Source organism: Stenotrophomonas indicatrix (assembly GCA_041545745.1).
Classification (GTDB): Bacteria; Pseudomonadota; Gammaproteobacteria; order Xanthomonadales; family Xanthomonadaceae; genus Stenotrophomonas; species Stenotrophomonas indicatrix_A.
In genome coordinates this window covers 4,243,230-4,265,888 of record CP168152.1, presented here as the reverse complement: position 1 = coordinate 4,265,888, position 22,659 = coordinate 4,243,230, and the positions used below count along the sequence as shown (strand labels likewise).

Here is a 22,659-nt window from a genome sequence, read left to right as displayed (position 1 = left end):
CCGCCCGCCAAAGCTGGGCAGCGCGAGTCGTCGCCGCCCGCGATGGGCGGCGACGGGTGCGGCGTGGTTTCCTTCGGATCAACGGGCTTTCAACCCCGGCAGCGGTGATCCGCTGCGCGCCTACCCTCAGGCCGATGGAACCGGCCGTCCAATAGGCAATGCCACTCGATGCGCGAATTTCGATACAACCGCTCTGTCGATCAGGACTTTACCGGCCTGATGCCGAAACATCAGGTGGTAAACGCGACACTTCGAGTCGAACCCGGCCGAAAGACCGTTCGTCGGCGGGGCCATGCACAACACGCGTTGGGCGTCATCGATGGAGCGCGTCGGGTCCCTCGCAGCGCAGCCCGCGACATTCATCCACGCCTGGCGTGGGTCCATGTGTCGACCAAGGTCGACACCTACCAAGAGCGGCGGGGTGGGCGCCGCCCCGAAGGGGTCAGACCCCTTCGCCCATCCGCTCCAGGCCATCGCCGGCCAGGCGCAGGATCAGCTTCTCCAGCACCTGCTCCTCTTCCTCGCTCAGCACCGACATCAGCTTGCGGGTGATCTCGATCACCATCGGCGCGATCGTCTCGTACACCTCGAACCCCGCCGCCGACAGCGCCAGCACCGAGCGGCGGCGGTCATCGCCATGCGTCTCACGCTTGATGAAACCGCGCTCCAGCAGGCGCGCCACCGCGCGGCTGACCGCCACCTTGTCCATCGCCGTGCGGTCGGAGACCTCGCTGGCCGACGACCCGGGGTACAGCGCCAGGATGGTGATCACCCGCCATTCCGGGATGGCCAGGCCATAGCGGTCGCCGTACAGCTTGGCGATGTTGCCGCTGACCCGGTTGGACAGCACGCTCAGCCGGTACGGCAGGAACTGTTCCAGGTCGAGCAGGACGTGGGAGGCACGCAGGCGGGTGGAAGCGGGATCGGCGGGGCTCATGTTGCGGTGCACCTTGCTGGTGGTTTCAAGTGTAACTATAAGTGTTGGGTCCGTACCCTGCATTCTCGCCGGGTCCAACCCCGCCCGCACCTGGTTTGTGCCGATGCGGCACCGATTCGGAGCCACGCCATGAATACCGCAGTCCCGTCCGCCTCGCATCCCAACCCCGGCATGCAGGTCACCACCTTCGAAAACCCGATGGGCATCGACGGCTTCGAATTCGTCGAATTCGCCGCACCGGCCGGCCGTGGTGCCGAGTTGCACGAGTACTTCCGCAAGATGGGCTTCAGCGCGGTGCTCAAGCACAAGCAGCGTCCGATTACCGTCTATCGCCAGGGCGACGTCAACTTCCTGGTCAATGAAGACCCCGATTCGTTCGCTGCCGACTTCGCCGAAAAGCACGGTCCGTGCGCCTGCGGCTTCGCCATCCGCTTCAAGAAGCCGGGCGCGGAGGTCTACCAGACCGCGCTGGGCAATGGCGCTGAAGCCATCGCCTTCAAGCCGGAGAGCAAGGCGGTCAACGCCCCGGTCATCAAGGGCATCGGTGACTGCATGCTGTACCTGGTGGACCGCTATGGTGATGCCGGCAGCATCTTCGATGGCGACTACGAGCTGATCGCCGGCGCCGAGCTGCGCCCGAAGGGGTTCGGCCTGACCTTCATCGACCACCTGACCCACAACCTGTACTTCGGCAACATGCAGCAGTGGTCGGACTACTACGAGCGTCTGTTCAACTTCCGCGAGATCCGCTACTTCGACATCAAGGGCCTGAAGACCGGCCTGGTGTCCAAGGCGATGACCGCGCCGGACGGCATCGTGCGCATTCCGCTGAACGAGTCGTCCGACCCGAAGAGCCAGATCAACGAATATCTGGATGCGTACAAGGGCGAAGGCATCCAGCACATCGCCTGCTTCACCGAGAACATCTACGACACGGTCGAAGCCATGCGCGCGCAGGGCGTGGATTTCCTCGACACGCCGGAGACCTACTTCGATGTGATCGACCAGCGCGTGCCGAACCACGGTGAGGACGTCGCCCGCCTGGCGAAGAACAAGATCCTGATCGACGCCGACCCGGAAACCCACCAGCGCAAGCTGCTGCAGATCTTCACCCAGAACTGCATCGGCCCGATCTTCTTCGAGATCATCCAGCGCAAGGGCAACGAAGGCTTCGGCGAAGGCAACTTCACCGCGCTGTTCGAGAGCATCGAACGCGACCAGATCCGCCGCGGCGTGCTGTAAGGTCTGCAGGCAATGCCGGCCACTGGCCGGCAACCCCTGTCCGAATGGTAGTGCCGGCCGCTGGCCGGCAACCTCTGGAGCTCCCATGTCCCCCTCCATCACCGCCCGCGGCTACCAGTCCGGTTTCGGCAACGAGTTCGCCAGCGAGGCCGTGCCCGGCGCACTGCCCGTCGGCCAGAACTCACCGCAGAAGGTGGCCCATGGCCTGTACGCCGAGCAGCTGACCGGCACCGCGTTCACCGCACCGCGCGGCAGCAACCGCCGCAGCTGGCTGTACCGGATCCGTCCGGCGGTGACCCACGGTGAGTTCACTCCGTTCGCGCAATCGCAGCTGCAGTGCGATTTCGGTGCGCAGCCAGCCTCGCCGAACCAGCTGCGCTGGAGCCCGCTGCCGCTGCCGGAACTGCCCACCGATTTCGTCGAAGGCCTGTACACGATGGGCGGCAACGGTTCGCCCGACGCGCATGCCGGTGTTGGTATCCATCTGTACGCCGCCAACCGTGACATGGTCGGCCGCTACTTCTACGACGCCGACGGTGAACTGCTGATCGTGCCGCAGCTGGGCAGCCTGCGGCTGCTGACCGAGCTGGGCGTGATCGAGATCGAACCGCAGCAGATCGCGGTGATTCCGCGCGGCGTGCGCTTCCGTGTCGAGCTGCCTGACGGCCCGAGCCGTGGCTACATCTGCGAGAACTTCGGCGCACTGCTGAAGCTGCCCGACCTGGGCCCGATCGGCTCCAACGGCCTGGCCAATCCGCGCGACTTCGAGACCCCGCATGCCGCGTTCGAAGACATCGATGGCGATTTCGAACTGATTGCCAAGTTCGATGGCCGCCTGTGGCGCGCCCTGATCAACCACTCCCCGCTGGATGTGGTGGCCTGGCACGGCAACTACGCGCCCTACCGCTACGACCTGCGCCGCTTCAACACCATCGGTTCGATCAGCCACGACCACCCGGATCCGTCGATCTTCCTGGTGCTGCACTCGCCCAGCGACACCCCGGGCACCAGCAACATGGATTTCGCGATCTTCCCGCCGCGCTGGCTGGTGGCGCAGAACACGTTCCGCCCGCCGTGGTTCCACCGCAACATCGCCAGCGAGTTCATGGGCCTGGTGCATGGTGCCTACGACGCCAAGGCTGAAGGCTTCGTGCCGGGCGGTGCGTCGCTGCACAACTGCATGAGCGGCCACGGACCGGATGCCCCGACCTTCGACAAGGCCTCCAATGCAGACCTCTCCAAGCCGGACGTGATCAAGGACACCATGGCCTTCATGTTCGAAACCCGCGGCGTGATCCGCCCGACCGCGCAGGCGCTGGCAGCAAGCCACCGGCAGGGCGATTACCAGCAGTGTTGGAACGGCCTGCGCAACAATTTCCGTTGATCGTCCGCATCCACGCATGGCGTGGATCTACTGCATCACGCACACGGATGGATCCGCGCCATGTGCGGGTGCGCTATCGCGTAGATCCACACCATGCGTGGATGCTGTTCGCCGGATCAGGCGATGGCCGCGAACGCGCCGCAATGCTCCACCGGCAGCGCCTCCATCAGCCGCTGCCGCACGCGTTGGCAGTAGCCTTCCGAGGTCAGCGCCGGCAGCACCTGCAGCGCCGATTGCATCACCCGCAGCACCTCGCCTTCGGCGCGCGCCTGCTGCAGATCGCGGAACAGCGCCGCTGCATTGGGATGCCGCTGCATCTCCAGGATTCCCAGCACATAGATGCGCGCGGCGACCAGCGAGCGGCGGCGCTCGACCGGCGCGGCAGAAGCGGCAGTGACTGACGGCGGCAGCGGAGCCGTCATCGCAACCGGCGCAGGTTGCGCGGAGGCGGGGGCGTCCGCAGCGGTCACCAGGTAGCCGCCCTGGATCAGCTGGATCACCATCGCTGCCGCGTCCTGCCCCAGCAGTGCGGTCAGCTCGGCGATGCTGCGCTGGCCATCACACAGGATCAGCAGCCGTCGCTGGCGCATGTCCAGCGGCGCGCGGTGGGCCTGCAGCGCGGTACGGGCGAGGTCGGTCTTGCGCGGTTGCATGGGGAGGACAGCCAAGTCGGTGCTTGCCCAGCCTGAATGAGGGCGATGAAACCGCGATGACAATGCAGCGCCTGCACGCGCGCTGGGGTAGCGTGCACCCACCCTGTGCCAAGGATCCGCACCGATGAAGCACCTCCCGATTGCCGGCCTGCTGCTGTTGTCGCTGGCCGCCTGCAACCGTAGTCCCGAAACCGCCGCCCCGGACGCGCCTCCGGCCGCAACCGCACCGGCGAAGGATGCCTCCGTCCCCGCCGACGCCGATCTGGCCACCGCTTCACCGGTGGACCCGCGCCGCGACAGCCCGGCACGCCTGGATGGATTCGGCGGCGCCACGCTGGGCGCAGGCATCGCCGAGGTCCGCAGTGGCTTCGGCACCCCCTTGCAGGGCCTGGGCACCGACGCGGCTGGCAAGCCGCTGCCGGCGGATGACAGCAACGACGGTTGCTACTTCCTGCGTCCGCAGGGGGCTGAAGACCCGCGCCTGATGTTCGAGGCACGCAAGCTGGTCCGCTACGACGTACGCAGCCCGTCCATCGTCGCCCCCGGTGGCGGCCGGGTCGGCATGACCCTGGGTGAGCTGCAGGTGCTCTATCCCGAGCGCGCCGATGTCGGCCCGGACAAGTACGACGACAAGGCCCGGCACCTGCGCGTGCGCCCAGCGCAGGAGGGCGCGGCGATCATCGATTTTGCCCTCGGCGCTGATGGCAGGGTCGGCGCCTGGCGGGTCGGCAGGACCCCGCAGGTGGACTACGCCGAAGGCTGCGGCTGATCCATCATCCTCGGCTCACCCGCTGCGGGTGGGCCGAGCGTAGAATTCGCGCCACGACCGCTGGGGAGTGCTCGATGATCGCCATTGCCATTGCCTGGTTCCTGCTCGGCCTGCTGTTGCTGGCCCTGGGCGGGGATTCCATCGTCAAAGCCGTTTCCGGCCTGGCCCAGCGCTTCGGTGCCAGCGCGTTCATCGCAGGCCTGCTGCTGCTGGGCATCACCACCTCGCTGCCAGAGCTGGCAGTCAACGCCCGCGCGCTGGTGGTCGGCCAGCCGGAGCTGGCCCTGGGCAACGCTGTCGGCAGCAGCGTGGTCAACCTCGGCCTGACCCTGGCAATGGCGGCGATGGTCACGCCGTTGCTGCTGCGCGCGCGCCTGCAGGCCGTGCTGTGGTGGGGGCTGCTGGCGGCGGGCCTGCTGCTGATCGTGTTCGGGCTCGATGGCCGCCTGGTGCGCTGGGAGGCCGGCGTGCTGGTGGCCGGATTCGTGGTGGTGCAGTTCCTGCTGCTGCGACGCGGGCGCCATGAGAGCGCCGAGGTACAGGCGATCATCGCCGAGTCGGCACTGAGCCGTACCAGCCTGCCCTTGAATGTGCTGCGCGTGCTGATTGCCGCATTGGCGTTGTACTGGGGCGCGCGCCTGGTGGTGGGGGCTGCCGCTGATTTCGGCACCGCGCTGGGCTGGACACCGCTGCTGGTCGGTCTGCTGCCGGTGGCGATCGGCACCGCGTTGCCGGAGGTGGCAGCCGCCGTCGCGGCGGCGCGTCGTGGTCACGGTGACATGGTGCTGGGCCACGTACTCGGTTCCAGCGTGGTCAACCTGATGCTGGTGATCGGTGCGATGGGGTTGCTGCAGCCGCTGGCGCTGCCGGCCTCGTTCGTCCGCCTGGAGCTGCCGGCGCTGCTGGCCTTCGCGTTGGTGCTGTACCCGATGCTGCGCGGTGATCTGCGCATCAGCCGCGTTGAAGGTGCGGTGCTGCTGGGCGCGTTCGTGGCCTGGTTGGGATTGGAAATCGCATTGACCGCCGCCTGATCGAATGTCGTGCCGACCAACGGTCGGCACCCACCGTCAACGCGTGGTGGTTTCCTCTTCCCGCTCCGGTTCCGGCGGCGGCAGCTGTTCTTCTTCCGCACGCTCGTTGCCTGGCAGGCTCGGGCGCGTTTCCATCAGCAGCGACAACGCCGCCTTGGCCATCAGGTGCGCGCTGATCGGTGCGGTGATGAACAGGAACACGGTGATCAGCAGCTCGCGCGGCTGCGGGTCCTGGCCCAGGAAGATGTGGTAACACACCGAACACACCAGCACGCAGCCCACGCCCAGCGTGCTGGCCTTGGTCGGTGCGTGCAGGCGCTTGAAGAAGGTGGACAGCTTCACCAGCCCCAGTGCGCCGACCAGGATGAAGAAGCAGCCGAACAGCAGCAGGATCGACAGCGCGATCTGGATGAAGGTGATCATTCGACGATGTCCCGGCGCAGCACGAACTTGCTCAGCACCACCGTGCTGCCGAAGCCCAGCATGGCGATGATCAGTGCCGCTTCGAAGTAGATCGCCGAATTGAGGTACATGCCGAACAGCATCAGCTCGGCGATGGCCGTCACCGACAGCGTATCCAGTGCCAGGATGCGGTCGGGCACGGTCGGCCCGCGCAGCAGGCGCCAGGTGGCCACCAGCATGGCCAGGCCGACCATGTGCATGCATACCACCAGGGTGGTCTGGATGATCTGGAATCCAGTCATGGGAAGATCTCCATCAACGGGGCTTCATAACGGCGCTTGATCGTGTCGATCAGCTCCTGCGGGTCTTCCAGGTGCAGCACGTGCACCAGCAGGAACTTCCGGTCGTCGCTGAGTGCGGCCGACACCGTGCCGGGGGTCAGGGTGATCATGCTGGTCAGCGCAGCGATGCCGTGGATGTTGGCGATGTCCAGCGGCAGCCAGATGAAACCGGGGTGGATGTTCTTCTCCGGGCCCAGCACCTGGATGGCCACGCGGATGTTGGACATCAGGATGTCCCACAGGGTCACCAACAGCAGCTTCGGCAGCGGCCGCAGGGTGCCGATGCGCGCGAACTCGCGGTCCAGGCGCGCAGCGAACAGTGGAATCACCACGCCCAGCAGCAGGCCCAGCAGGAACTGGCCGAGCGTGAAGCTGTCGGACATCAGCAGCCAGAACACCACCACCATCACGCTCAGCGCGGGCGAGGGCAGCAGGCGGCGGATCGGGGAACGCTTGGCAGTCATGGCTGGCGGATCTCCGGCGTGGTCGCGCGCAGCTGCTGCACATAATCGCCCGGCTGCAGCAGCTGGGTGGCGATGGCGTCGGTGTGCTGCATCAGCGGGGCAGCGAACAGCGTCATGCCGATGCCGTACGCCAGCAGGATGCAGGCGGCAAACAGCTCGACACGGCGCAGTGCGGCCTTGCGCGGTGGCGGTGCATCGGGATCAGGCAGCGGCACGCGCCAGAACAGGCGGATGCCGCCGCGGGTCAGGCCCATGATGACCAGCAGGCTGCTGACCAGCACCGCCGTCCACACCGCGCCGGTGTACTGCGCGGGCATGCCGGCCAACAGCGAGGCCTTGGCCAGGAAGCCGGACAGTGGCGGCAGACCGGCTACCGACACCGCTGCGATCAGGAACAGCACGGCCGGGGTTTCCTTGCCGGGCATCGGTGCGATCACTTCCTTGCGGTCGCTGGCGCCGCCACGGCGGCGTCGGATCAGGTCGGCGACCAGGAACAACGCGGCAGCGACGAAGCTGCTGTGCGGCAGGTAATACAGCCCGGCCGACAGCACCTTCGGGGTGCCGACAGAAAACGCGATGAACAGCGTCGCCGCCGAGACGATCACCAGATACGAAATCAGCACGCGCAGGCGCGCGGCGGCCAACGCACCCAGGCCGCCCAGCACCAGCGTCGCTACGCCGGCCCACAGCAGCCAGTCGCGGCCGTAGCCGGCCATCGCACCCGCATCCTCGCCGAACCACAGCATCTGGATGCGCAGCACGGCATACAGGCCCACCTTGGTCATGATCGCGAACAGCGCCGCTACCGCCGCCGGTGCACGCGCATACGATTCGGGCAGCCACAGGTACAGCGGCATCAGCGCGGCCTTGGCACAGAACACCAGCAGCAACAGGCCCATCGTCGCCTTCACCAGGGTCAGCTGCGCGGGCGGCACTTCGGCAATGCGCTGCGACAGCTCGGCCATGTTCAACGACCCCAGCGAGGCGTACAGCAGGCCCAGCGCGATCAGGAACAGGGTCGAGGCGGTGACGTTGAACACCACATAGTGCAGACCGATGCGCATGCGCAGGCCGCGGCCACCACTGAGCAGCAGGCCGTAGGAGGCGATCAGCATCACCTCGAAGAACACGAACAGGTTGAAGATGTCGCCGGTCAGGAAGGCGCCGTTGAGGCCCACCAGCTGGAACTGGAACAGCGCATGGAAGTGCGGTGCGCGCCGGTCCCACCCCGAACACGCATGCAGCAGACAGGGAATGGCCAGCAGCAGGGTGGTCAGCAGCATCCAGGCGGACAGCTGGTCGGCGACCAGGGCGATACCCAGCCGCGACGGCCAGTCGCCCAGCAGGTACACGCGGATGTCGCCACCTGCAGTGTCGGCAAACAACAGGCCGACCACCACCGCCAGCGCGCCCAGCGATGTCCACGCCACGGCACGCTGCACCTTCGGCCCATAGCGGCGGTGTTCAACGAACAGCGACAGCGCAGCGCCGAGCAGCGGAACCAGGATCGGCAGGATCACCAGATGATTCATGCGCGGTCCTCGCCCCGGCGCGGCGGTGCATCGTCGTCCGGCTCGTGCGCGTCCACATGGTCACTGTGGTTGTCGCTGCGGCTGCGCATGGCCAGCACGATGCTGACGGCGGTCATCGCAAAGGCAATGACGATGGCGGTCAGCACCAGCGCCTGCGGCAGCGGATCGGTGTAGTTGCCCAGGTGGCTCTCCACGCCTTCCTGCAGCACCGGCGCCTTGCCCTGCACCACGCGGCCACCGGCGAAGATCAGCAGGTTGGTGGCGTAGGACAGGAAGGTCATGCCGAGGATCACATCGAAGCTGCGCGCGCGCAGCAGCAGGTAGATGCCGATGGCGGCCAGCACGCCGATCGCAGAGGCCAGGGCCAGTTCCATCAGTGCATCTCCCCCGTTCGTGCCGAGCGGCGTTGCAGGTCGATCTCGCCCTTGCGCGCGGTGCGCGTCCGCGAGGGTTTGACGGTGGCCATCATCGACAGCATCAGCATCGCGCCACCGAACACCACCAGGTACACGCCGATATCAAAACCAATCGCGCTGGCCAGCGGTACATCACCGATCAACGGCAGGTGCAGGTCCAGGTGACCACTGGTCAGGAACGGCACACCGAACAGCATCGAGGCGGCGCCGCTGAGGATGGCGATCAGCAGGCCGATGCCGATGCAGCGGATGTAGTCGAAGCCGAAGCGGGATTCCACCGAAGCCGTGCCCTGGATCACGTACTGGATCAGCAGCGGCACCGCCAGCACCAGGCCGGCGATGAAGCCGCCGCCGGGCGCATTGTGTCCGCGCAGGAACAGGAAGATGGAGACCGTCAGGGTCAGCGGGAACATGATCTGGGCCAGATCGGCCGGCACCGGCAGCTTGATCGGCGGGCCGGGCATGATCTGCTCCGGCGCCATCCGCGTACGCCGCAGCAGCGCATGCACGACCAGTGCGGCGATGCCGAACACGGTGATCTCGCCGAAGGTATCGAAGCCGCGGAAGTCGACCAGGATCACGTTCACCACGTTCTGGCCGTACGCCTCGGGCAGGGCGCGGGCAAGCAGTTCGCCGGCCATGGTGTTCGGCGGCAGGGTCATCGCGCTGTAGGCCAGTGCGCCCAGGCCGGCACCGGCCACGATCGCGATCAACGCATCACGGCGCTTGCGCCAGCGCGGTCGCTCCGGGCCGGACTGTGCGGGCAGATAGTTCATGCCCAGCAGCATCAGCACCAGGGTCACCATCTCCACCAGCAGCTGGGTCAGCGCCAGGTCCGGTGCGGACAGGAACACGAAGGTCAGTGCCACCATCAGGCCGACGCCGCCGACCAGCAGCACCGCCAGCAGGCGCTGCTTGTACATGCGCAGGGTCGCCACCGCGCAGGACATCATCACCAGCCACAGTGCCCAGCCCAGCAGCGGTATCGGCTGCGGCCTGGTCCATTCCGGCGAGGCCGGGTTGGCGATGTAGGGCGCGGCGGCGACCACGATCGCCACCAGCACCAGGCCCAGCAGCATGCGCTGCAGGCTGCCGTTGGCGATGCCAGCGGTCAACCGCTGTGCAGCGGCTGACAGCAGGTCCAGCTGGTGGTGGAAGACGTTGCGTCCCGGCGTGGTGTTGGTCACCCCGTGCAGGTCGATCAGCTTGCGCAGGCCGAAGTAGAGGGCCACGCCACCAACCACGCCAGCGGCGCTCATCGCCAGCGGCAGGTTGAAGCCATGCCAGATCGACAGGTTGTATTCGGGCATTGCGCTGCCGAGGATCGACGCGGCAGCCGCGTGCAGTACCGGCGCCACCGTCAGTGCCGGGGCGATACCCACCGCCACGCAGATCACCACGAGGATTTCCACCGGCACCTTCATCCAGCGCGGCGGCTCGTGCGGCACGCGGTCCAGGCCATGCGGGCCCTTGCCAAAGAAGGTGTCGTGCACGAAGCGCAGGCTGTAGGCCACGCCGAATACACCGGCCAGCAGCGCGGCGATCGACACCGCCGTACGCATGGTGTCAGTGCCACCGGCCGACAGCGCTTCGGCGAACAGCATTTCCTTGGACAGGAAGCCATTGAGCAGCGGAATGCCGGCCATCGCCAGCGAGGCGATGATCGCCAGCGCGCTGGTGAACGGCATCAGCCTGCGCAGGCCACCGAGCTTGCGCATGTCACGGGTACCGGTCTCGTGGTCGATGATGCCGGCGGCCATGAACAGCGACGCCTTGAAGGTCGCGTGGTTGAGGATATGGAACACGCCGGCGACCACCGCCATCGGCGTGGACAGGCCGAACAGCAGGGTGATCAGGCCCAGGTGCGAGATCGTCGAATAGGCCAGCAGGCCCTTCAGGTCATGCTGGAAGATCGCGTTCCAGGCACCAATCAGCAGGGTGATCGCACCGATGCCGCTGACCGTGTAGAAGAACAGATCGCTGCCGGCCAACGCCGGATGCAGGCGCGCCAGCAGGAACACGCCGGCCTTCACCATGGTGGCCGAGTGCAGGTAGGCCGACACCGGGGTGGGGGCGGCCATCGCGTGCGGCAGCCAGAAGTGGAACGGGAACTGCGCGCTCTTTGTGAAGATGCCCGCCAGCACCAGGAACAGTGCGTAGGGATACAGCGCGCTGGCGCGGATCTGCTCGCCGGCGGCCAGTACCACATCCAGGTCGAAGCTGCCGACGATGCGGCCGATCAGCAGCACGCCGGCCAGCAGCGCCAGGCCGCCGCCACCGGTGATCACCAACGCCATCCGCGCGCCCTCGCGCGCGTCCTGGCGATGCGACCAGAAACCGATCAGCAGGAACGAGCTGATGCTGGTCATTTCCCAGAAGACCATCAGCAGCAACAGGTTGCCCGACAGCACCATGCCCAGCATGGCGCCCATGAACAGCAACAGGTAGGTATAGAAGCGGTGCGCGTTGTCCTGGCTGCTGAGGTAGTAGCGCGCATACAGCACCACCAGCGCGCCGATGCCCAGCACCAGCCCCGCGAACATCCAGGCCAGGCCATCCAGGCGCAGGGCGAAGTCCAGACCGATCTGCGGCAGCCACGGCACCATCGTCCGCACTACCTGGCCATCTAGCACCGATGGGGTCAGCCAGGCGAGGATCGCCAGCCCGCCCAACGGCGCCAGCGCCGCCAGCCAGGCAGCAGTCGAGCGCGAACTACGGGGGAAGGCTGCGACAGCCACTGCCATGAGGAACGGCAGGGCCAGCAGCAGGGGCAGGCTGGGGAGCATGCAGGGAATCCATGATTCACGAGCAGGTCAGGGAGCATAACAGGCCGCCAAATGTCGCCGAAACCCATTGAACAGCGATCAATTGCATGTAACGTGCGCTGATTCATCTTTTTGGCGGCGCAGCATGCCGCGCGGATGAGCGTCTGGAGCCGGTTGGCGGGTGCACCCTGCGCCCGTGCAAGGTGTGCGCAGCCCCTGTCGCACAGGGACCGCAGCCGCCGCCCGGGACCAGGTAGGGAGGTCACCGCGGCAGGCTGGCAGCGGCACCGTGCAGTGCGGGTATCAGCATCCGCCCGTTCAGGAAACGGAGGCGTCGATGCAACGACGCAGGTCAGTAGCGCCAGTCGAGCTTGCGATAGGCCTTGGCCATCACCCAGGCCGGGCCGATCAGCAGGTAGGTCAGGTCGGTCAGGAAGCTGGGCTTGCGGCCTTCGAACTTGTGGCCGATGAACTGCGCGATCCAGGCGACGACGAAGACGCCGATGGCCAGCGAGCGCAGGTTATGCAGACCAATTTCCGCTTCCAGCAGCCGGCACAGGCAACCGAACACGAAGAACTGGATGAGCATGCCGATGCCCAGCGGACGCGACAGTTTGTTGTAGAAGCACCAGGCGCTGAACATCGCGAACGCCGACCAGATGCCGTACTGGAACCAGGTGATCAGCGGCGGAACGCACCACAGCAGGGCCACCACCGACCACAGGATCGCCGGCACCGCCACCACGTGGATGCGCTGGTTGACCACATTGCGGTGATCGTCGGAGTAGCTGGCGAAATAGCGGTCGATCGGCCGCGCAAGCTGGGTGGTGGTCTGCATGTGGCCAGCATACCCCGGGCGGGGCCGGCAGTAGAGCCAGGCCATGCCTGGCTGCAGTTTCGCCGGGGTTGCCGGCCAGCGACCGGCACTGCCAACCGCCAGTAGAGCCAGGCCATGCCTGGCTGCAGGTCCGCCGAGGTTGCCGGCCAGCGGCCGGCACTACCGCATTCAGAACGCCCCCAGCCAAGCCGGCCGGGGGCGCACGGGAATCAGTCGACGCTGATCCCGGCCAGGCGCTGTAGCGCCTCGGCGTACTTGGCGCGGGTGCGCTCGATGATCTCGGCCGGGATGCTCGGGCCCGGGGCGGTCTTGCCCCAGTCCAGCGTCTCCAGGTAGTCACGGACGAACTGCTTGTCATAGCTCGGCGGGCTGGTGCCCACCTCGTACTCGTCGGCCGGCCAGTAGCGCGAGGAATCCGGCGTCAGCATCTCGTCCATGATGTATAGGCGACCGTCGGCGTCGGTACCGAACTCGAACTTGGTGTCGGCCAGGATGATGCCGCGCTCTCGCGCGTAATCGGCCGCGAACTTGTAGATGCGCAGGGTGGCGTCGCGCACGCGCTCGGCCATCTCCGCACCGACCGTCTTCACCATCGCGTCGAAGTCGATGTTCTCGTCATGGTCGCCAACGGCGGCCTTGGTCGAGGGCGTGAAGATCGGCTCGGGCAGCTGCTCGGCCTGGCGCAGGCCGTCGGGCAGGTCGATGCCGCTGACCTTGCCGGTGCGCTGGTAATCCTTCCAGCCGCTGCCGATCAGGTAGCCGCGAGCGATCGCTTCCACCGGTACCGGCTTCAGCTTGCGGGTGACCACCGCGCGCTTGGCGTACAGGGCCGCGTCCACGCCTTCGGGCAGCACGCTGGCCACATCGATGCCGGTCAGGTGGTTGGGCATCAGGTGCGCGGTCTTGGCGAACCAGAAGTTGGACACCTGGCAGAGCATCTCGCCCTTGCCCGGGATCGGGTCGGGCAGGACCACATCGAACGCCGACAGGCGATCGGTGGCGACCATCAAAAGGTAGTCCCCCGGCGGGGTACCGGCCGGCAGCCGCTCGCGCGGGATATCGAACACATCACGCACCTTGCCGCGGTGGCGCAAGGGCAGGCCGGGGAGATCGGATTGCAACAGCGTGGTTGGCACGGGCACTCCTGGGGCTTCGTCGATACGGCTGCCCAACGGACCCGGCGGGCCCGCTGACCAGCGGGCGGCCTAGTGTAAAGCGGTCCGGGCCCGCTGTGACGTAAAATGAGCGTCCATTTCGTCGGCCGACCCCGGAGCGCCATGCGCTGGTACGGAAAACTGCTCGGATTCATCGCCGGGGCCCTGCTGTTCCGGCCCAATCCGCTGTTCGGCGCGGTGGTCGGCCTGTTGATCGGCCACGCTTTCGACTCGGACTGGTTCCGCCTGAACAAGGAGAACCCCTACCGCGAACTGGGGCTGACCTCCGAGGCCACCGATGCCGAGGTCGAGCGCGCCTACCGCAAGCTGATCTCCCAGTACCACCCCGACAAGCTGGGCGGCGCCGCCCCCGAGCTGCAGCAGCAGGCCGAGCAGAAGTCGCGGCGCATCAACGCCGCCTACGACCGCATCAAGACCCTGCGCAAGCGCTGACCCCATTGCCCCGCCTGCGGGCGGGAGACCCCTTTCCCCGTTCCGAAGGCCCCGGCCATGTCCAATTGCCTCATCGCTCCTTCCATCCTCTCGGCCAACTTCGCCCGCCTCGGCGAGGAAGTCGACAACGTCCTGGCCGCAGGTGCGGACTGGGTCCATTTCGATGTGATGGACAACCACTACGTGCCCAACCTGACCATCGGCCCGATGGTCTGCCAGGCGCTGCGCAAGCACGGCGTCACCGCACCGATCGACGTGCACCTGATGGTCGAACCGGTGGACCGCATCATCCCGGATTTCGCCGAGGCCGGCGCCACCTACATCAGCTTCCACCCGGAGGCCAGCCGCCACGTGCACCGCACCATCCAGCTGATCCGCTCGCTGGGCTGCAAGCCGGGCATCGTACTCAACCCGGCCACACCGGTGGACATCCTCGACTGGGTGCTGGACGACCTCGACCTGGTGCTGCTGATGTCGGTCAACCCGGGCTTCGGCGGCCAGGCGTTCATTCCGTCGGCATTGGACAAGCTGCGCGTGGTGCGCCAGAAGATCGATGCCAGCGGCCGTGACATCCGCTTGGAGATCGACGGTGGCGTGAAGGCCGACAACATCGGTGAGATCGCCGCCGCTGGCGCCGATACGTTCGTCGCCGGCTCGGCCATCTTCAACGCCAAGACCAGCTACCAGGATGTGATCGCGCAGATGCGCGCCAACGTCGCTGCGGCACGGGGCTGAGCCATGAACACGGTGGCCGTGTTGAACATCCGCCCGGCCACCGTTGCCGACGCTGGCCTGATCCTGCGCTTCATCCGTGAACTGGCGATCTACGAGAAGGCCGAGCATTCGGTGCAGACCGATGAAATCGGCATCGCCGAAAGCCTGTTCGGCGCCGACGCCACCGCCCGCGCGCTGGTCTGCGAGGCGAACGGCGAAGCCATCGGCTACGCGGTGTATTTCTACAACTATTCCACCTGGCTGGGCCGCAAGGGCATCTACCTCGAAGACCTGTACGTGAGCCCGGAAAAGCGTGGTTCCGGTGCGGGCAAGGCGCTGCTGAAGTACATCGCCCGGCAGGCGGTGGCTGAAGGTTGCGGCCGCTTCGAGTGGTCGGTGCTGGACTGGAACACCCCGGCCATCGACTTCTACACCGCCGCAGGCGCCAAGCCGCAGGACGAGTGGACGGTGTACCGGCTGGAAGGCGAGGCGCTGCACGATTTCGCCAACGGTTGAGGCGGAATGCATCCACGCATGGCAGGCAAAAAAAAAGCCACGCCAAACACTGGCGTGGCCCTGCTGCATGCGTGGGAGGCTGATCCTGCCTCCATCCGTCGTCCCTGCTATGGCCTTCCATTCTCCGGGCCGCCGATGACACCTGCATGACATCCCGCATTGGCGAGCGCAATCATCTGACCTGAACGGTTGCCACCGTCTTTCACTGACCCCGAACGCGCGATTGCTAGCCTGTGCCGCCTTTCCCCTGGAAGAACTGCATGAGCACACCGCGCTGGCGCCTGATCCTCAACGGCAAGTCCGCAGGAAACGATGACCTGCGCGATGCCGTGGGCCACTGGCGCGACCGTGGCGTGCACCTGGAAGTGCGGGTGACCTGGGAAGACGGTGACGCCGAGCGCTACGTGGCCGAGGCCATCGACCACGGCGTGGACGTGATCGTGGCGGCCGGTGGCGACGGCACGCTCAGCGCGGTGGCCGAGACGCTGGCGCATCGTGACGAGCCAGCTGATGCGCTGCCGTCGCTGGCGCTGGTGCCGATGGGCACCGCCAACGATTTCGCAACCGCTGCGGGCATTCCGGTGGAGCCGCAGGAGGCCTTCGCACTGATTGCCGGCACCACGCCACGTCCGATGGACCTGCTGCGTGTTGATGCCGACGGCAAGCCGTGGTGGTGCGCCAACCTCGCCAGCGGCGGCTTCGGTACCCAGGTCACGGTGGAAACCGATGCGGGCTTGAAGAAGATGCTCGGCGGTCTGGCGTATGTCATTACCGGCATCGCCAAGCTTGGTCGCATCGAACCGATCACCGCGCGCCTGAGTGGGCCGGATTTCCAGTGGGAAGGTGGGTTCATCGCGCTGGGTATCGGCAACGGCCGCCAGGCGGGTGGTGGTCAGCAGCTGTGCCCGCAGGCACTGATCGATGACGGCCTGCTGGACGTCACCGTGGTGCCGGAATTGGAGGGTGAAGTCGCCGCCACCCTTGGGCAGATGCTGACCGGTGGCAAGGAAGCGGCGCTGGAACGCGTCGCCACGCGCGCGCAGCTGCCGTGGCTGCAGATCGACGCACCGCAGCCGCTGACCTTGAACCTGGACGGCGAACCAGTGCAGGCACGCCGCTTCCGCATCGAATGCGTGGCGGGCAGGGTGCGGATGCACCTGCCGGATGACTGCGTGCTGCTTTCCGGCCTCTGATACAGGAACTACAGCAGGGGGATGTCTTCTTCCTTCGTGGGGAAGCCGAAGGCTTCACGTTTGTCGCGGATGCCTTTCGGCATCGGAGGACGAGGGATGTCGCGTGCGACGAGCCACTGCTGGCACTTCTTCTGCCATGGCAGAAGATCGGGTGTGGTGATGCCCCAGAAAATGTGCTCGGCGATCAGCATTCTGTCGGGGTCACCGACGGAGGATTTCAGCAGTACCGTAGGGTCTGCCCCGTGTTCCAGCAGCCAATAGGCATGCTCGAATCCACCCCGGGTGGTGTACCAGCTCAGTACTGTGTCGGCGGTGCCGCGATTGGATTCATTGATGTTCGCTCCATTCTCAATCAGCAGTTTCACGTTTTCCCACTGATTGCCCGCAATGAAGGCTTGAAACAGCAACGTTTCGCCCGCTGAGTTCCGCGTGTTGGGGTCTCCACCGTGCTGAAGCAGCAATTGCAGGTATCGCGGGTCGTCCAGCTTTGCGGCATAGACCATGGCGTTGTTGTAGCCAAGTCTGCGGCCATCCACGACCTTGTAGGCGCGGGCATTTGGATCTGCGCCGTTTTCCAGAAGTGTGCGGAGGCCGTCCAGATTGCCTGCGCGTAGAGGCCAGGCGGCCATGGGAATCCCGTCTTCGCGCGAGAACGTCTTGTCCGGATCGACCCCTTCTTCACCGATGAGGCGGTGAATAGCCTTTGAATCGCCGCTTTCCGTGGCGATGGCCAGCTGCAGAGCCTTTCCTTCAAAGTACTGGTCTGCTCCATGACTCGATGATGCCGCGCAGCCGCTGATCAGCAAAAGTGTGAGACAAGCCGCGGAGAGGAGGGCCTTCTGCACACATTTGTGAAAGTGAATGGGCATTATCATCCTGATGATTGGGCTGAAGCGTGACATTAGCAAAAAGTTCTGATAATCGATAAGCATCGCGTGCTCAAGCCCGTGCCCGGCGCAATGGAGTTTGCCATGAATGGAACCGACATCGAGGCGCGCGTGCGCGCCCTCCAGGAGCAGAATCTTCTCGTTCAACAGCTGCGGGAAAGCGGCAATGACAGAGAGGCTGATCGTCTTCAGGAGACCTATCACGCACGTGAAATGTCTGGTCTCGCAGCTGATGTCTATCAATCAGCCAAGCACGAAGGTGCGCCTCCCGTGGGATGGACGCGCGGCAGCTCCGATCCGGATGCGCTGCGCGCTGCAGGCATCAACATGTCTGACGAAGAGTTGCGCGAGCTTCTGCAACCGCCGCAGTCTGGATTCCGCGCGGAGATATATATTCCCGACAAAGAGCTTTTCGGTACAGACGCAAAGCCGGTGGTGGTCTACAAAGGCTCCACCGGTAAGATCGTCGACCCTCTTGCACCGAATGGATGGCGCGAGTCTGGTGGTGAAGATTTTCTGAACAATGGGCAGCAAGGCATTGGGATGCGAAGCGACTACTACGATCGCGCCATGTCACTTGCCACACAGCTGAATGATCGCATTGGCAACAGCTTCGAAATCGCCGGCCACTCCCTCGGCGGTGGCATGGCCTCGGCTGCGTCGGCCGTCACTGGTGCACGCGCCACCACCTTCAATGCGGCAGGCCTGCATCCGGAAACGGCGGCACGTTTCGCGAAGGAAAATGGTCTGCCCACCTTCAACCCGCAACAAAGCGTGCACACCTACCAGACCACCGGCGAGGTGCTGAATGACGTGCAGAACGGCATGCAGCGCCTGAGCGAGCAGCAGCGCCGCGGCTATGGCGTGCTTGCCAATGAAATGGGCATGTTGCTGAAGGAGCCCGCCATGCAGAAGCTGGTGGGCGACAAGCTGCGCGAGATGATGCCACCGGGTGCGCAGACGTCCGCGGCGCAGTTCATCGAACAACTGGCGACACAGCCGGGGCAGGAAGCTCTGCGCAATATCCCGGTGGCCGCTGGCCGTGCCGAACTGCTGCTTGAGGCCAAGACACGCGACGCACAGGGCAATATCGTCAATCGTTCGCAGGTAGCGGCGCCAAGCCAGGTTGCAGAGCTGGCTGGGCCGCTGTCCACCGTGCTGCACGCCACCGGCTACGGCATGCGCGGCGGACGTGTGATCGGTGAGCAGGTTGAGCGCGCGGGGGCGGTTGGCGCGCATGTACTGGACAGGGCGGGCGATGGCGCAGAGCAGATCCTGAGGACCCAGGGCATGGCCATTGGCCAGGTCGTGAACATGGGATCGACCACGCTCCAGGTGGGTACCCGGGCGACCACCACCGTGATCGCCTCCGGGCGCGAGTTGACCGGAAGCATCGAGGCGACCCTGCATCGGACGCAATCGCAGGCCAGTTCCCATGGCATGTCCGCACTGTCGTGGGTGGCCGGTAGGATCGGTTTGGATGACGCGTCCGACAGGTTGGCCAAAGAGGCCGAAAGGACACGTACTACGGGCGAGCAGCGCGCGGTGCATGCGTCGCGACAAGCACATGCCGATGCCGAGGGGACGCGTGCCTTTGGCGAGCGGACGGCCACTGCCATCGGCCATGACGGGCAGTGGGTGGCCGGCAAGCTGCAGAACGGTTTTGCCACCGCCGGCGCTCATGTGGACCGCGGCTATGACCTGGTGGCATCGAAGGTAAAGGGCGTTACCGCCCAAGCGCCAGCCGCCATGGCGACGGTCGGGGGTATCAGTGTGGGAGTGGGTACCGCTGCTGCCACCCATGTACCCACCGGTGTCCTGCCATCGGATGCAGTGAAGCTCTCCAATCTCGCTCAGTCCGCGCGACTGATCCGTAACATCGGTCCAGCATTTGGCGAGGCAACTGCCCGCCATGGCATGGCCGAGACTGTCATCCCCAGCCTGGATTCGGAACTGATCAAGCAGGAGGCTGCCGCCCGCAAGCTGGTCGAGCAGCACCAGCGCATACAGCATACGGAGGATGGCCGCCGCGCCGGCGTGGCGGCAGAGCCCGCTGCGCGCGGGCCCGGCATCAATGACCCTGGTCACACCGATTACCGGTTGTTCAATGGCGCACAGACCGGCGTGCACGCTCTGGATGCCGCCCACAACCGTGTGCCGAACCTGCAGAGCGACCAGCTCGCCGGTGCACTGGCCGTGCAGGCCAAGCGCGAGGGGCTGGAGTCCATTTCCCACGTGGTGCTCAGCGACGATCACAGCCGTGCCTTCGCGGTGGATACGCCCGACCTGAACGCCGCGCACCGCCGCCATGCCCACGTCGATGTGGCGGCGGGCATGGCCCAGCCGTTGAGCGCGAGCACCGCCCAGATCGACGCGATCAACGCCAGTCGCGAGCAGGCGCAAGGGGTATCGCTGGCCCAGCAGCAGGTGCAGGAGACCCAGGAACAGGCACGGCGGATGGGCTAGGGCGAAGACGAACCGCCCGTCGCCAAAGGGTTTCCCTGCGGCCAAAGCTGCGATACAGTCATTGGGTGTCCAGCCTGACGACCCCGCATACCCTTTCTTCCGCACGCCGTTGGTGGCGATGGTGGCCTGTTGCCGTCGTCCGTCCCCATAACGCTGTGTCCCGAAAGGAAAGTCGTCTTGATCTCGCACGCTCAGTTTCAGCAGCAGGCCGCTGAAGGCCACACCCATATTCCCGTTGTCCGCGAAGTGCTGTCCGACCTGGACACGCCGCTTTCGGTCTATCTGAAGCTCGCCGACGGCCCCAATACCTACCTGTTTGAATCCGTCGAAGGCGGCGAGCGCTTTGGTCGTTACTCGATCATCGGCCTGCCGGCACGTCGCGTGTACGCCTTCCACGGCCACACGCTGACGGTGCGCGAGCACGGCCATGTGGTGGAAACCCGCGAGGTGGCCGATCCGTTTGCCGAGGTCGAGGCGCTGCGCAGTGCCCACTCGGTGCCGAAGCTGGAAGGGCTGCCGGGCTTCACCGGTGGTCTGGTCGGCTGGTTCGGTTTCGAATGCATCGGCTACATCGAGCCGCGCCTGGCATCGCCGGCCGGCCGTGACGAACTGGGCACTCCGGACATCCTGCTGCTGCACTCCGATGAGCTGGCGGTGTTCGACAACCTGAAGGGCCGGCTGTACCTGATCGTGCATGCCGATCCACGTGTCGAAGGCGCCTTCGAGCAGGCCCAGGCCCGCCTGGATGCGCTGGCAGCCAAGCTGCGCGCGCCGGGTGCCGGCTATCCGGCGCCGCTGACCAGCGACGTGCTGGACGAGTCCGATTTCGTTTCCGGTTTCACCCGCGAGGGCTTCGTCGATGCGGTCCAGCGCAGCAAGGAGTACATCCGTGCCGGCGACATCTTCCAGGTGGTGCTCAGCCAGCGCCTGAGCGTGCCGTTCAAGGCGCGGCCGGTGGATGTCTACCGCGCGCTGCGTGCACTGAACCCGTCGCCGTACATGTATTTCCTTGATGTCGGCGACCTGCAGGTGGTCGGCTCGTCGCCGGAAATCCTGGTGCGCCTGCAGGACGGAGAAGTGACCGTGCGCCCGATCGCCGGTACCCGTCCGCGCGGTGCCACGCCGGAGCTGGACCAGGCGCTGGAGGTCGAGCTGCTGGCCGATCCGAAGGAACGCGCCGAGCACCTGATGCTGATCGACCTGGGCCGCAATGACGCTGGCCGCGTGTCCAAGGCCGGCACCGTCGAAGTGGGCGAGCAGTTCGTGATCGAACGCTACAGCCACGTCATGCACATCGTCAGCGAAGTGACCGGGCAGCTGCAGCCGGGCCTGAGCTACGCCGACGTGCTGCGCGCCACCTTCCCGGCCGGTACGGTCAGCGGCGCGCCGAAGATCCGCGCGCTGGAGGTGATCCGCGAGCTGGAACCGATCAAGCGCAATGTCTACGCAGGCAGCATCGGCTACATCGGCTGGCACGGCGATGCCGATACCGCGATCGCGATCCGCACCGCGGTGATCAAGGACGGCCGCCTGTATGTGCAGGCCGGCGCCGGCATCGTCTACGACTCGGACCCGGACAAGGAGTGGGACGAGACGATGAACAAGGGCCGCGCGCTGTTCCGTGCCGTCGCCCAGGCCGCCAAGGGCCTGTGAGTTTTCCTGTGCTGTGGCCTGCGCCGCAGCACCCCTCGCTGTTTCCATTCAAGACAAGGAGTACCGCATGAAGCTGCTGAGCGTTCTGCTGTGGTCGTCGCTGCTGGCCACGATGGCCCCGTCTGCCTGGGCGCAGGCCAACACCATTCCCTCGCAGCCGCACCTGCTGGTGAAGGGGCAGGGCACCCGCACGGTGATGCCCGACCGGTTCGGTCTGCAGTTGAACATCGAAGAAACTGACATGGACGCCGATGCCGCGCGTCGCCGCGTGCAGGACAACGTCGCCCGCGTGCTGGCGCTGTTCAAGCAGCACAAAGCGGTGGAAGGCAGCGTGCGCGCGGACAACCTGCGCATCGGCCCAGCGACGCGCTATGAGCAGAGCCGGCAGGTCTTCATCGGTACGCGCGTGTCACGCCAGCTGCGCGCCAGCTTTGCCAGCGTGAAGGCGATGCAGGATGTGCTGGGAGCGCTGAATGCCAATGAAAACGTACAGGTCAGCAGCCTGGCCCCGACGTACTCGGGCGAGGTGGCGCTGCGCCGTGAACTCAAGGGCGAGGCCGCAGCCAAGACCCGCGAGTCCGCGCAGGGTCTGGCCAAGGCCTATGGCACCCAGCTGCGCGGTCTGTACAGCATTTCCGATGTGGCGCCGGACTTCGCCTACGGCATCCAGGCAGGCAGCTGGCCCAGCAGCGGCGATCTGGTGACGTCACCTTCGCCGCCCTCGCCCGAGGCGCCGATGAACAGCATCGAGACCACAGGCTCGCGCCTGCCCGAATCGATCGAAGCCGGCCCCATCACCTACACCGAAAACGTGTACGCCATTTTCCTGATAAGCGACGGAACCTGACC

General features: G+C 66.0%; 22 protein-coding genes. 11 read left to right on the top strand and 11 right to left on the bottom strand.

The window, feature by feature from the left end:
* Positions 1–442: 442 nt before the first annotated feature.
* Entirely contained in the window at positions 443–937 is a 495-nt protein-coding gene (locus ACEF39_RS19435) for a MarR family winged helix-turn-helix transcriptional regulator (protein WP_050815698.1), read from the bottom strand.
* Positions 938–1,066: 129 nt separating this feature from the next.
* Between ACEF39_RS19435 and hppD the strand changes: the two genes are divergently transcribed.
* Positions 1,067–2,179 carry a 4-hydroxyphenylpyruvate dioxygenase gene (hppD, locus tag ACEF39_RS19430; RefSeq protein WP_251474013.1) on the top strand — a complete coding sequence of 371 codons (1,113 nt, stop codon included), beginning with the start codon at positions 1,067–1,069 and terminating at the stop codon, positions 2,177–2,179.
* A gap of 85 nt (positions 2,180–2,264) precedes the next feature.
* Positions 2,265–3,563, top strand: coding sequence for a homogentisate 1,2-dioxygenase (hmgA, locus tag ACEF39_RS19425; protein ID WP_500286249.1), 1,299 nt, complete (start codon positions 2,265–2,267; stop codon positions 3,561–3,563).
* 116 nt (positions 3,564–3,679) lie between these two features.
* Here the strand turns inward: hmgA and ACEF39_RS19420 are convergent, their stop codons facing one another.
* The gene (locus tag ACEF39_RS19420; protein WP_500286248.1) at positions 3,680–4,216 is read right to left on the bottom strand and encodes a hypothetical protein; all 537 of its coding nucleotides are present in this window, start codon (positions 4,214–4,216) and stop codon (positions 3,680–3,682) included.
* Between the two features lie 124 nt (positions 4,217–4,340).
* Here ACEF39_RS19420 and ACEF39_RS19415 point away from each other — a divergent pair, with 124 nt between their 5' ends.
* Together ACEF39_RS19415 and ACEF39_RS19410 are read left to right on the top strand one after the other, a co-directional pair.
* Positions 4,341–4,985 carry a hypothetical protein gene (locus ACEF39_RS19415; protein ID WP_500286247.1) on the top strand — a complete coding sequence of 215 codons (645 nt, stop codon included), beginning with the start codon at positions 4,341–4,343 and terminating at the stop codon, positions 4,983–4,985.
* 74 nt (positions 4,986–5,059) lie between these two features.
* Positions 5,060–6,016, top strand: coding sequence for a sodium:calcium antiporter (locus ACEF39_RS19410; RefSeq protein ID WP_500286246.1), 957 nt, complete (start codon positions 5,060–5,062; stop codon positions 6,014–6,016).
* 36 nt (positions 6,017–6,052) lie between these two features.
* On the opposite strand, the gene ACEF39_RS19405 is transcribed toward ACEF39_RS19410, so the two are convergent.
* The 8 genes from ACEF39_RS19405 to ACEF39_RS19370 form a co-directional block, all read right to left on the bottom strand.
* Positions 6,053–6,439, bottom strand: coding sequence for a Na+/H+ antiporter subunit G (locus ACEF39_RS19405; RefSeq protein ID WP_099819703.1), 387 nt, complete (start codon positions 6,437–6,439; stop codon positions 6,053–6,055).
* Positions 6,436–6,720 (bottom strand): K+/H+ antiporter subunit F, encoded by a 285-nt coding sequence (locus ACEF39_RS19400; protein WP_500286245.1) that lies wholly within the window; start codon positions 6,718–6,720, stop codon positions 6,436–6,438. The genes ACEF39_RS19405 and ACEF39_RS19400 overlap by 4 nt, the downstream gene beginning before the upstream one ends.
* Entirely contained in the window at positions 6,717–7,223 is a 507-nt protein-coding gene (locus ACEF39_RS19395) for a Na+/H+ antiporter subunit E (protein ID WP_093818195.1), read from the bottom strand. Before ACEF39_RS19395 ends, ACEF39_RS19400 begins: the two co-directional genes overlap by 4 nt.
* Positions 7,220–8,755: a monovalent cation/H+ antiporter subunit D gene (locus tag ACEF39_RS19390; protein ID WP_500286244.1), complete on the bottom strand. Its 1,536-nt coding sequence runs from the start codon at positions 8,753–8,755 to the stop codon at positions 7,220–7,222. The genes ACEF39_RS19395 and ACEF39_RS19390 overlap by 4 nt, the downstream gene beginning before the upstream one ends.
* Positions 8,752–9,129 carry a Na+/H+ antiporter subunit C gene (locus tag ACEF39_RS19385; RefSeq protein WP_500286243.1) on the bottom strand — a complete coding sequence of 126 codons (378 nt, stop codon included), beginning with the start codon at positions 9,127–9,129 and terminating at the stop codon, positions 8,752–8,754. The genes ACEF39_RS19390 and ACEF39_RS19385 overlap by 4 nt, the downstream gene beginning before the upstream one ends.
* On the bottom strand, positions 9,129–11,957 hold the full coding sequence (locus ACEF39_RS19380; RefSeq protein ID WP_500286242.1) for a monovalent cation/H+ antiporter subunit A: 2,829 nt from the start codon (positions 11,955–11,957) through the stop codon (positions 9,129–9,131). The genes ACEF39_RS19385 and ACEF39_RS19380 overlap by 1 nt, the downstream gene beginning before the upstream one ends.
* 331 nt (positions 11,958–12,288) lie before the next feature.
* Positions 12,289–12,774, bottom strand: a complete 486-nt coding sequence (locus ACEF39_RS19375) for an Mpo1 family 2-hydroxy fatty acid dioxygenase (protein ID WP_049467559.1) — start codon at positions 12,772–12,774, stop codon at positions 12,289–12,291.
* 209 nt (positions 12,775–12,983) lie between these two features.
* On the bottom strand, positions 12,984–13,910 hold the full coding sequence (locus ACEF39_RS19370; protein ID WP_162291998.1) for a phosphoribosylaminoimidazolesuccinocarboxamide synthase: 927 nt from the start codon (positions 13,908–13,910) through the stop codon (positions 12,984–12,986).
* A 141-nt stretch (positions 13,911–14,051) separates the two neighbouring features.
* On the opposite strand from ACEF39_RS19370, the gene ACEF39_RS19365 reads away from it, so the two are divergent.
* From ACEF39_RS19365 to yegS, 4 genes are all read left to right on the top strand, one after another.
* On the top strand, positions 14,052–14,381 hold the full coding sequence (locus ACEF39_RS19365; RefSeq protein ID WP_005411327.1) for a J domain-containing protein: 330 nt from the start codon (positions 14,052–14,054) through the stop codon (positions 14,379–14,381).
* 57 nt (positions 14,382–14,438) lie between these two features.
* Positions 14,439–15,116, top strand: a complete 678-nt coding sequence (gene rpe / locus ACEF39_RS19360; RefSeq protein WP_046983681.1) for a ribulose-phosphate 3-epimerase — start codon at positions 14,439–14,441, stop codon at positions 15,114–15,116.
* Positions 15,117–15,128: 12 nt separating this feature from the next.
* Entirely contained in the window at positions 15,129–15,611 is a 483-nt protein-coding gene (locus ACEF39_RS19355) for a GNAT family N-acetyltransferase (protein ID WP_500288055.1), read from the top strand.
* A gap of 260 nt (positions 15,612–15,871) precedes the next feature.
* On the top strand, positions 15,872–16,804 hold the full coding sequence (gene yegS, locus ACEF39_RS19350) for a lipid kinase YegS (RefSeq protein ID WP_500286241.1): 933 nt from the start codon (positions 15,872–15,874) through the stop codon (positions 16,802–16,804).
* A gap of 8 nt (positions 16,805–16,812) precedes the next feature.
* Here the strand turns inward: yegS and ACEF39_RS19345 are convergent, their stop codons facing one another.
* Positions 16,813–17,838, bottom strand: a complete 1,026-nt coding sequence (locus ACEF39_RS19345; RefSeq protein ID WP_500286240.1) for an ankyrin repeat domain-containing protein — start codon at positions 17,836–17,838, stop codon at positions 16,813–16,815.
* Here ACEF39_RS19345 and ACEF39_RS19340 point away from each other — a divergent pair.
* From ACEF39_RS19340 to ACEF39_RS19330, 3 genes are all read left to right on the top strand, one after another.
* Entirely contained in the window at positions 17,776–20,157 is a 2,382-nt protein-coding gene (locus tag ACEF39_RS19340; protein ID WP_500286239.1) for a Tle-like phospholipase domain-containing protein, read from the top strand. The two genes, ACEF39_RS19345 and ACEF39_RS19340, sit on opposite strands and share 63 nt — an antisense overlap.
* Positions 20,158–20,334: 177 nt before the next feature.
* On the top strand, positions 20,335–21,810 hold the full coding sequence (trpE, locus tag ACEF39_RS19335) for an anthranilate synthase component I (RefSeq protein WP_500286238.1): 1,476 nt from the start codon (positions 20,335–20,337) through the stop codon (positions 21,808–21,810).
* A 67-nt stretch (positions 21,811–21,877) separates the two neighbouring features.
* The gene (locus ACEF39_RS19330; RefSeq protein WP_500286237.1) at positions 21,878–22,657 is read left to right on the top strand and encodes an SIMPL domain-containing protein; all 780 of its coding nucleotides are present in this window, start codon (positions 21,878–21,880) and stop codon (positions 22,655–22,657) included.
* The last annotated feature ends 2 nt before the right edge of the window (positions 22,658–22,659 follow it).

Bases quoted from the DNA above. Each gene is read 5' to 3' on its own strand.
- ACEF39_RS19435 (WP_050815698.1), bottom strand. From the start codon at position 937: ATGAGCCCCGCCGATCCCGCTTCCACCCGCCTGCGTGCCTCCCACGTC.
- hppD (WP_251474013.1), top strand. From the start codon at position 1,067: ATGAATACCGCAGTCCCGTCCGCCTCGCATCCCAACCCCGGCATGCAG.
- hmgA (WP_500286249.1), top strand. From the start codon at position 2,265: ATGTCCCCCTCCATCACCGCCCGCGGCTACCAGTCCGGTTTCGGCAAC.
- ACEF39_RS19420 (WP_500286248.1), bottom strand. From the start codon at position 4,216: ATGCAACCGCGCAAGACCGACCTCGCCCGTACCGCGCTGCAGGCCCAC.
- ACEF39_RS19415 (WP_500286247.1), top strand. From the start codon at position 4,341: ATGAAGCACCTCCCGATTGCCGGCCTGCTGCTGTTGTCGCTGGCCGCC.
- ACEF39_RS19410 (WP_500286246.1), top strand. From the start codon at position 5,060: ATGATCGCCATTGCCATTGCCTGGTTCCTGCTCGGCCTGCTGTTGCTG.
- ACEF39_RS19405 (WP_099819703.1), bottom strand. From the start codon at position 6,439: ATGATCACCTTCATCCAGATCGCGCTGTCGATCCTGCTGCTGTTCGGC.
- ACEF39_RS19400 (WP_500286245.1), bottom strand. From the start codon at position 6,720: ATGACTGGATTCCAGATCATCCAGACCACCCTGGTGGTATGCATGCAC.
- ACEF39_RS19395 (WP_093818195.1), bottom strand. From the start codon at position 7,223: ATGACTGCCAAGCGTTCCCCGATCCGCCGCCTGCTGCCCTCGCCCGCG.
- ACEF39_RS19390 (WP_500286244.1), bottom strand. From the start codon at position 8,755: ATGAATCATCTGGTGATCCTGCCGATCCTGGTTCCGCTGCTCGGCGCT.
- ACEF39_RS19385 (WP_500286243.1), bottom strand. From the start codon at position 9,129: ATGGAACTGGCCCTGGCCTCTGCGATCGGCGTGCTGGCCGCCATCGGC.
- ACEF39_RS19380 (WP_500286242.1), bottom strand. From the start codon at position 11,957: ATGCTCCCCAGCCTGCCCCTGCTGCTGGCCCTGCCGTTCCTCATGGCA.
- ACEF39_RS19375 (WP_049467559.1), bottom strand. From the start codon at position 12,774: ATGCAGACCACCACCCAGCTTGCGCGGCCGATCGACCGCTATTTCGCC.
- ACEF39_RS19365 (WP_005411327.1), top strand. From the start codon at position 14,052: ATGCGCTGGTACGGAAAACTGCTCGGATTCATCGCCGGGGCCCTGCTG.
- rpe (WP_046983681.1), top strand. From the start codon at position 14,439: ATGTCCAATTGCCTCATCGCTCCTTCCATCCTCTCGGCCAACTTCGCC.
- yegS (WP_500286241.1), top strand. From the start codon at position 15,872: ATGAGCACACCGCGCTGGCGCCTGATCCTCAACGGCAAGTCCGCAGGA.
- ACEF39_RS19340 (WP_500286239.1), top strand. From the start codon at position 17,776: ATGAATGGAACCGACATCGAGGCGCGCGTGCGCGCCCTCCAGGAGCAG.
- ACEF39_RS19330 (WP_500286237.1), top strand. From the start codon at position 21,878: ATGAAGCTGCTGAGCGTTCTGCTGTGGTCGTCGCTGCTGGCCACGATG.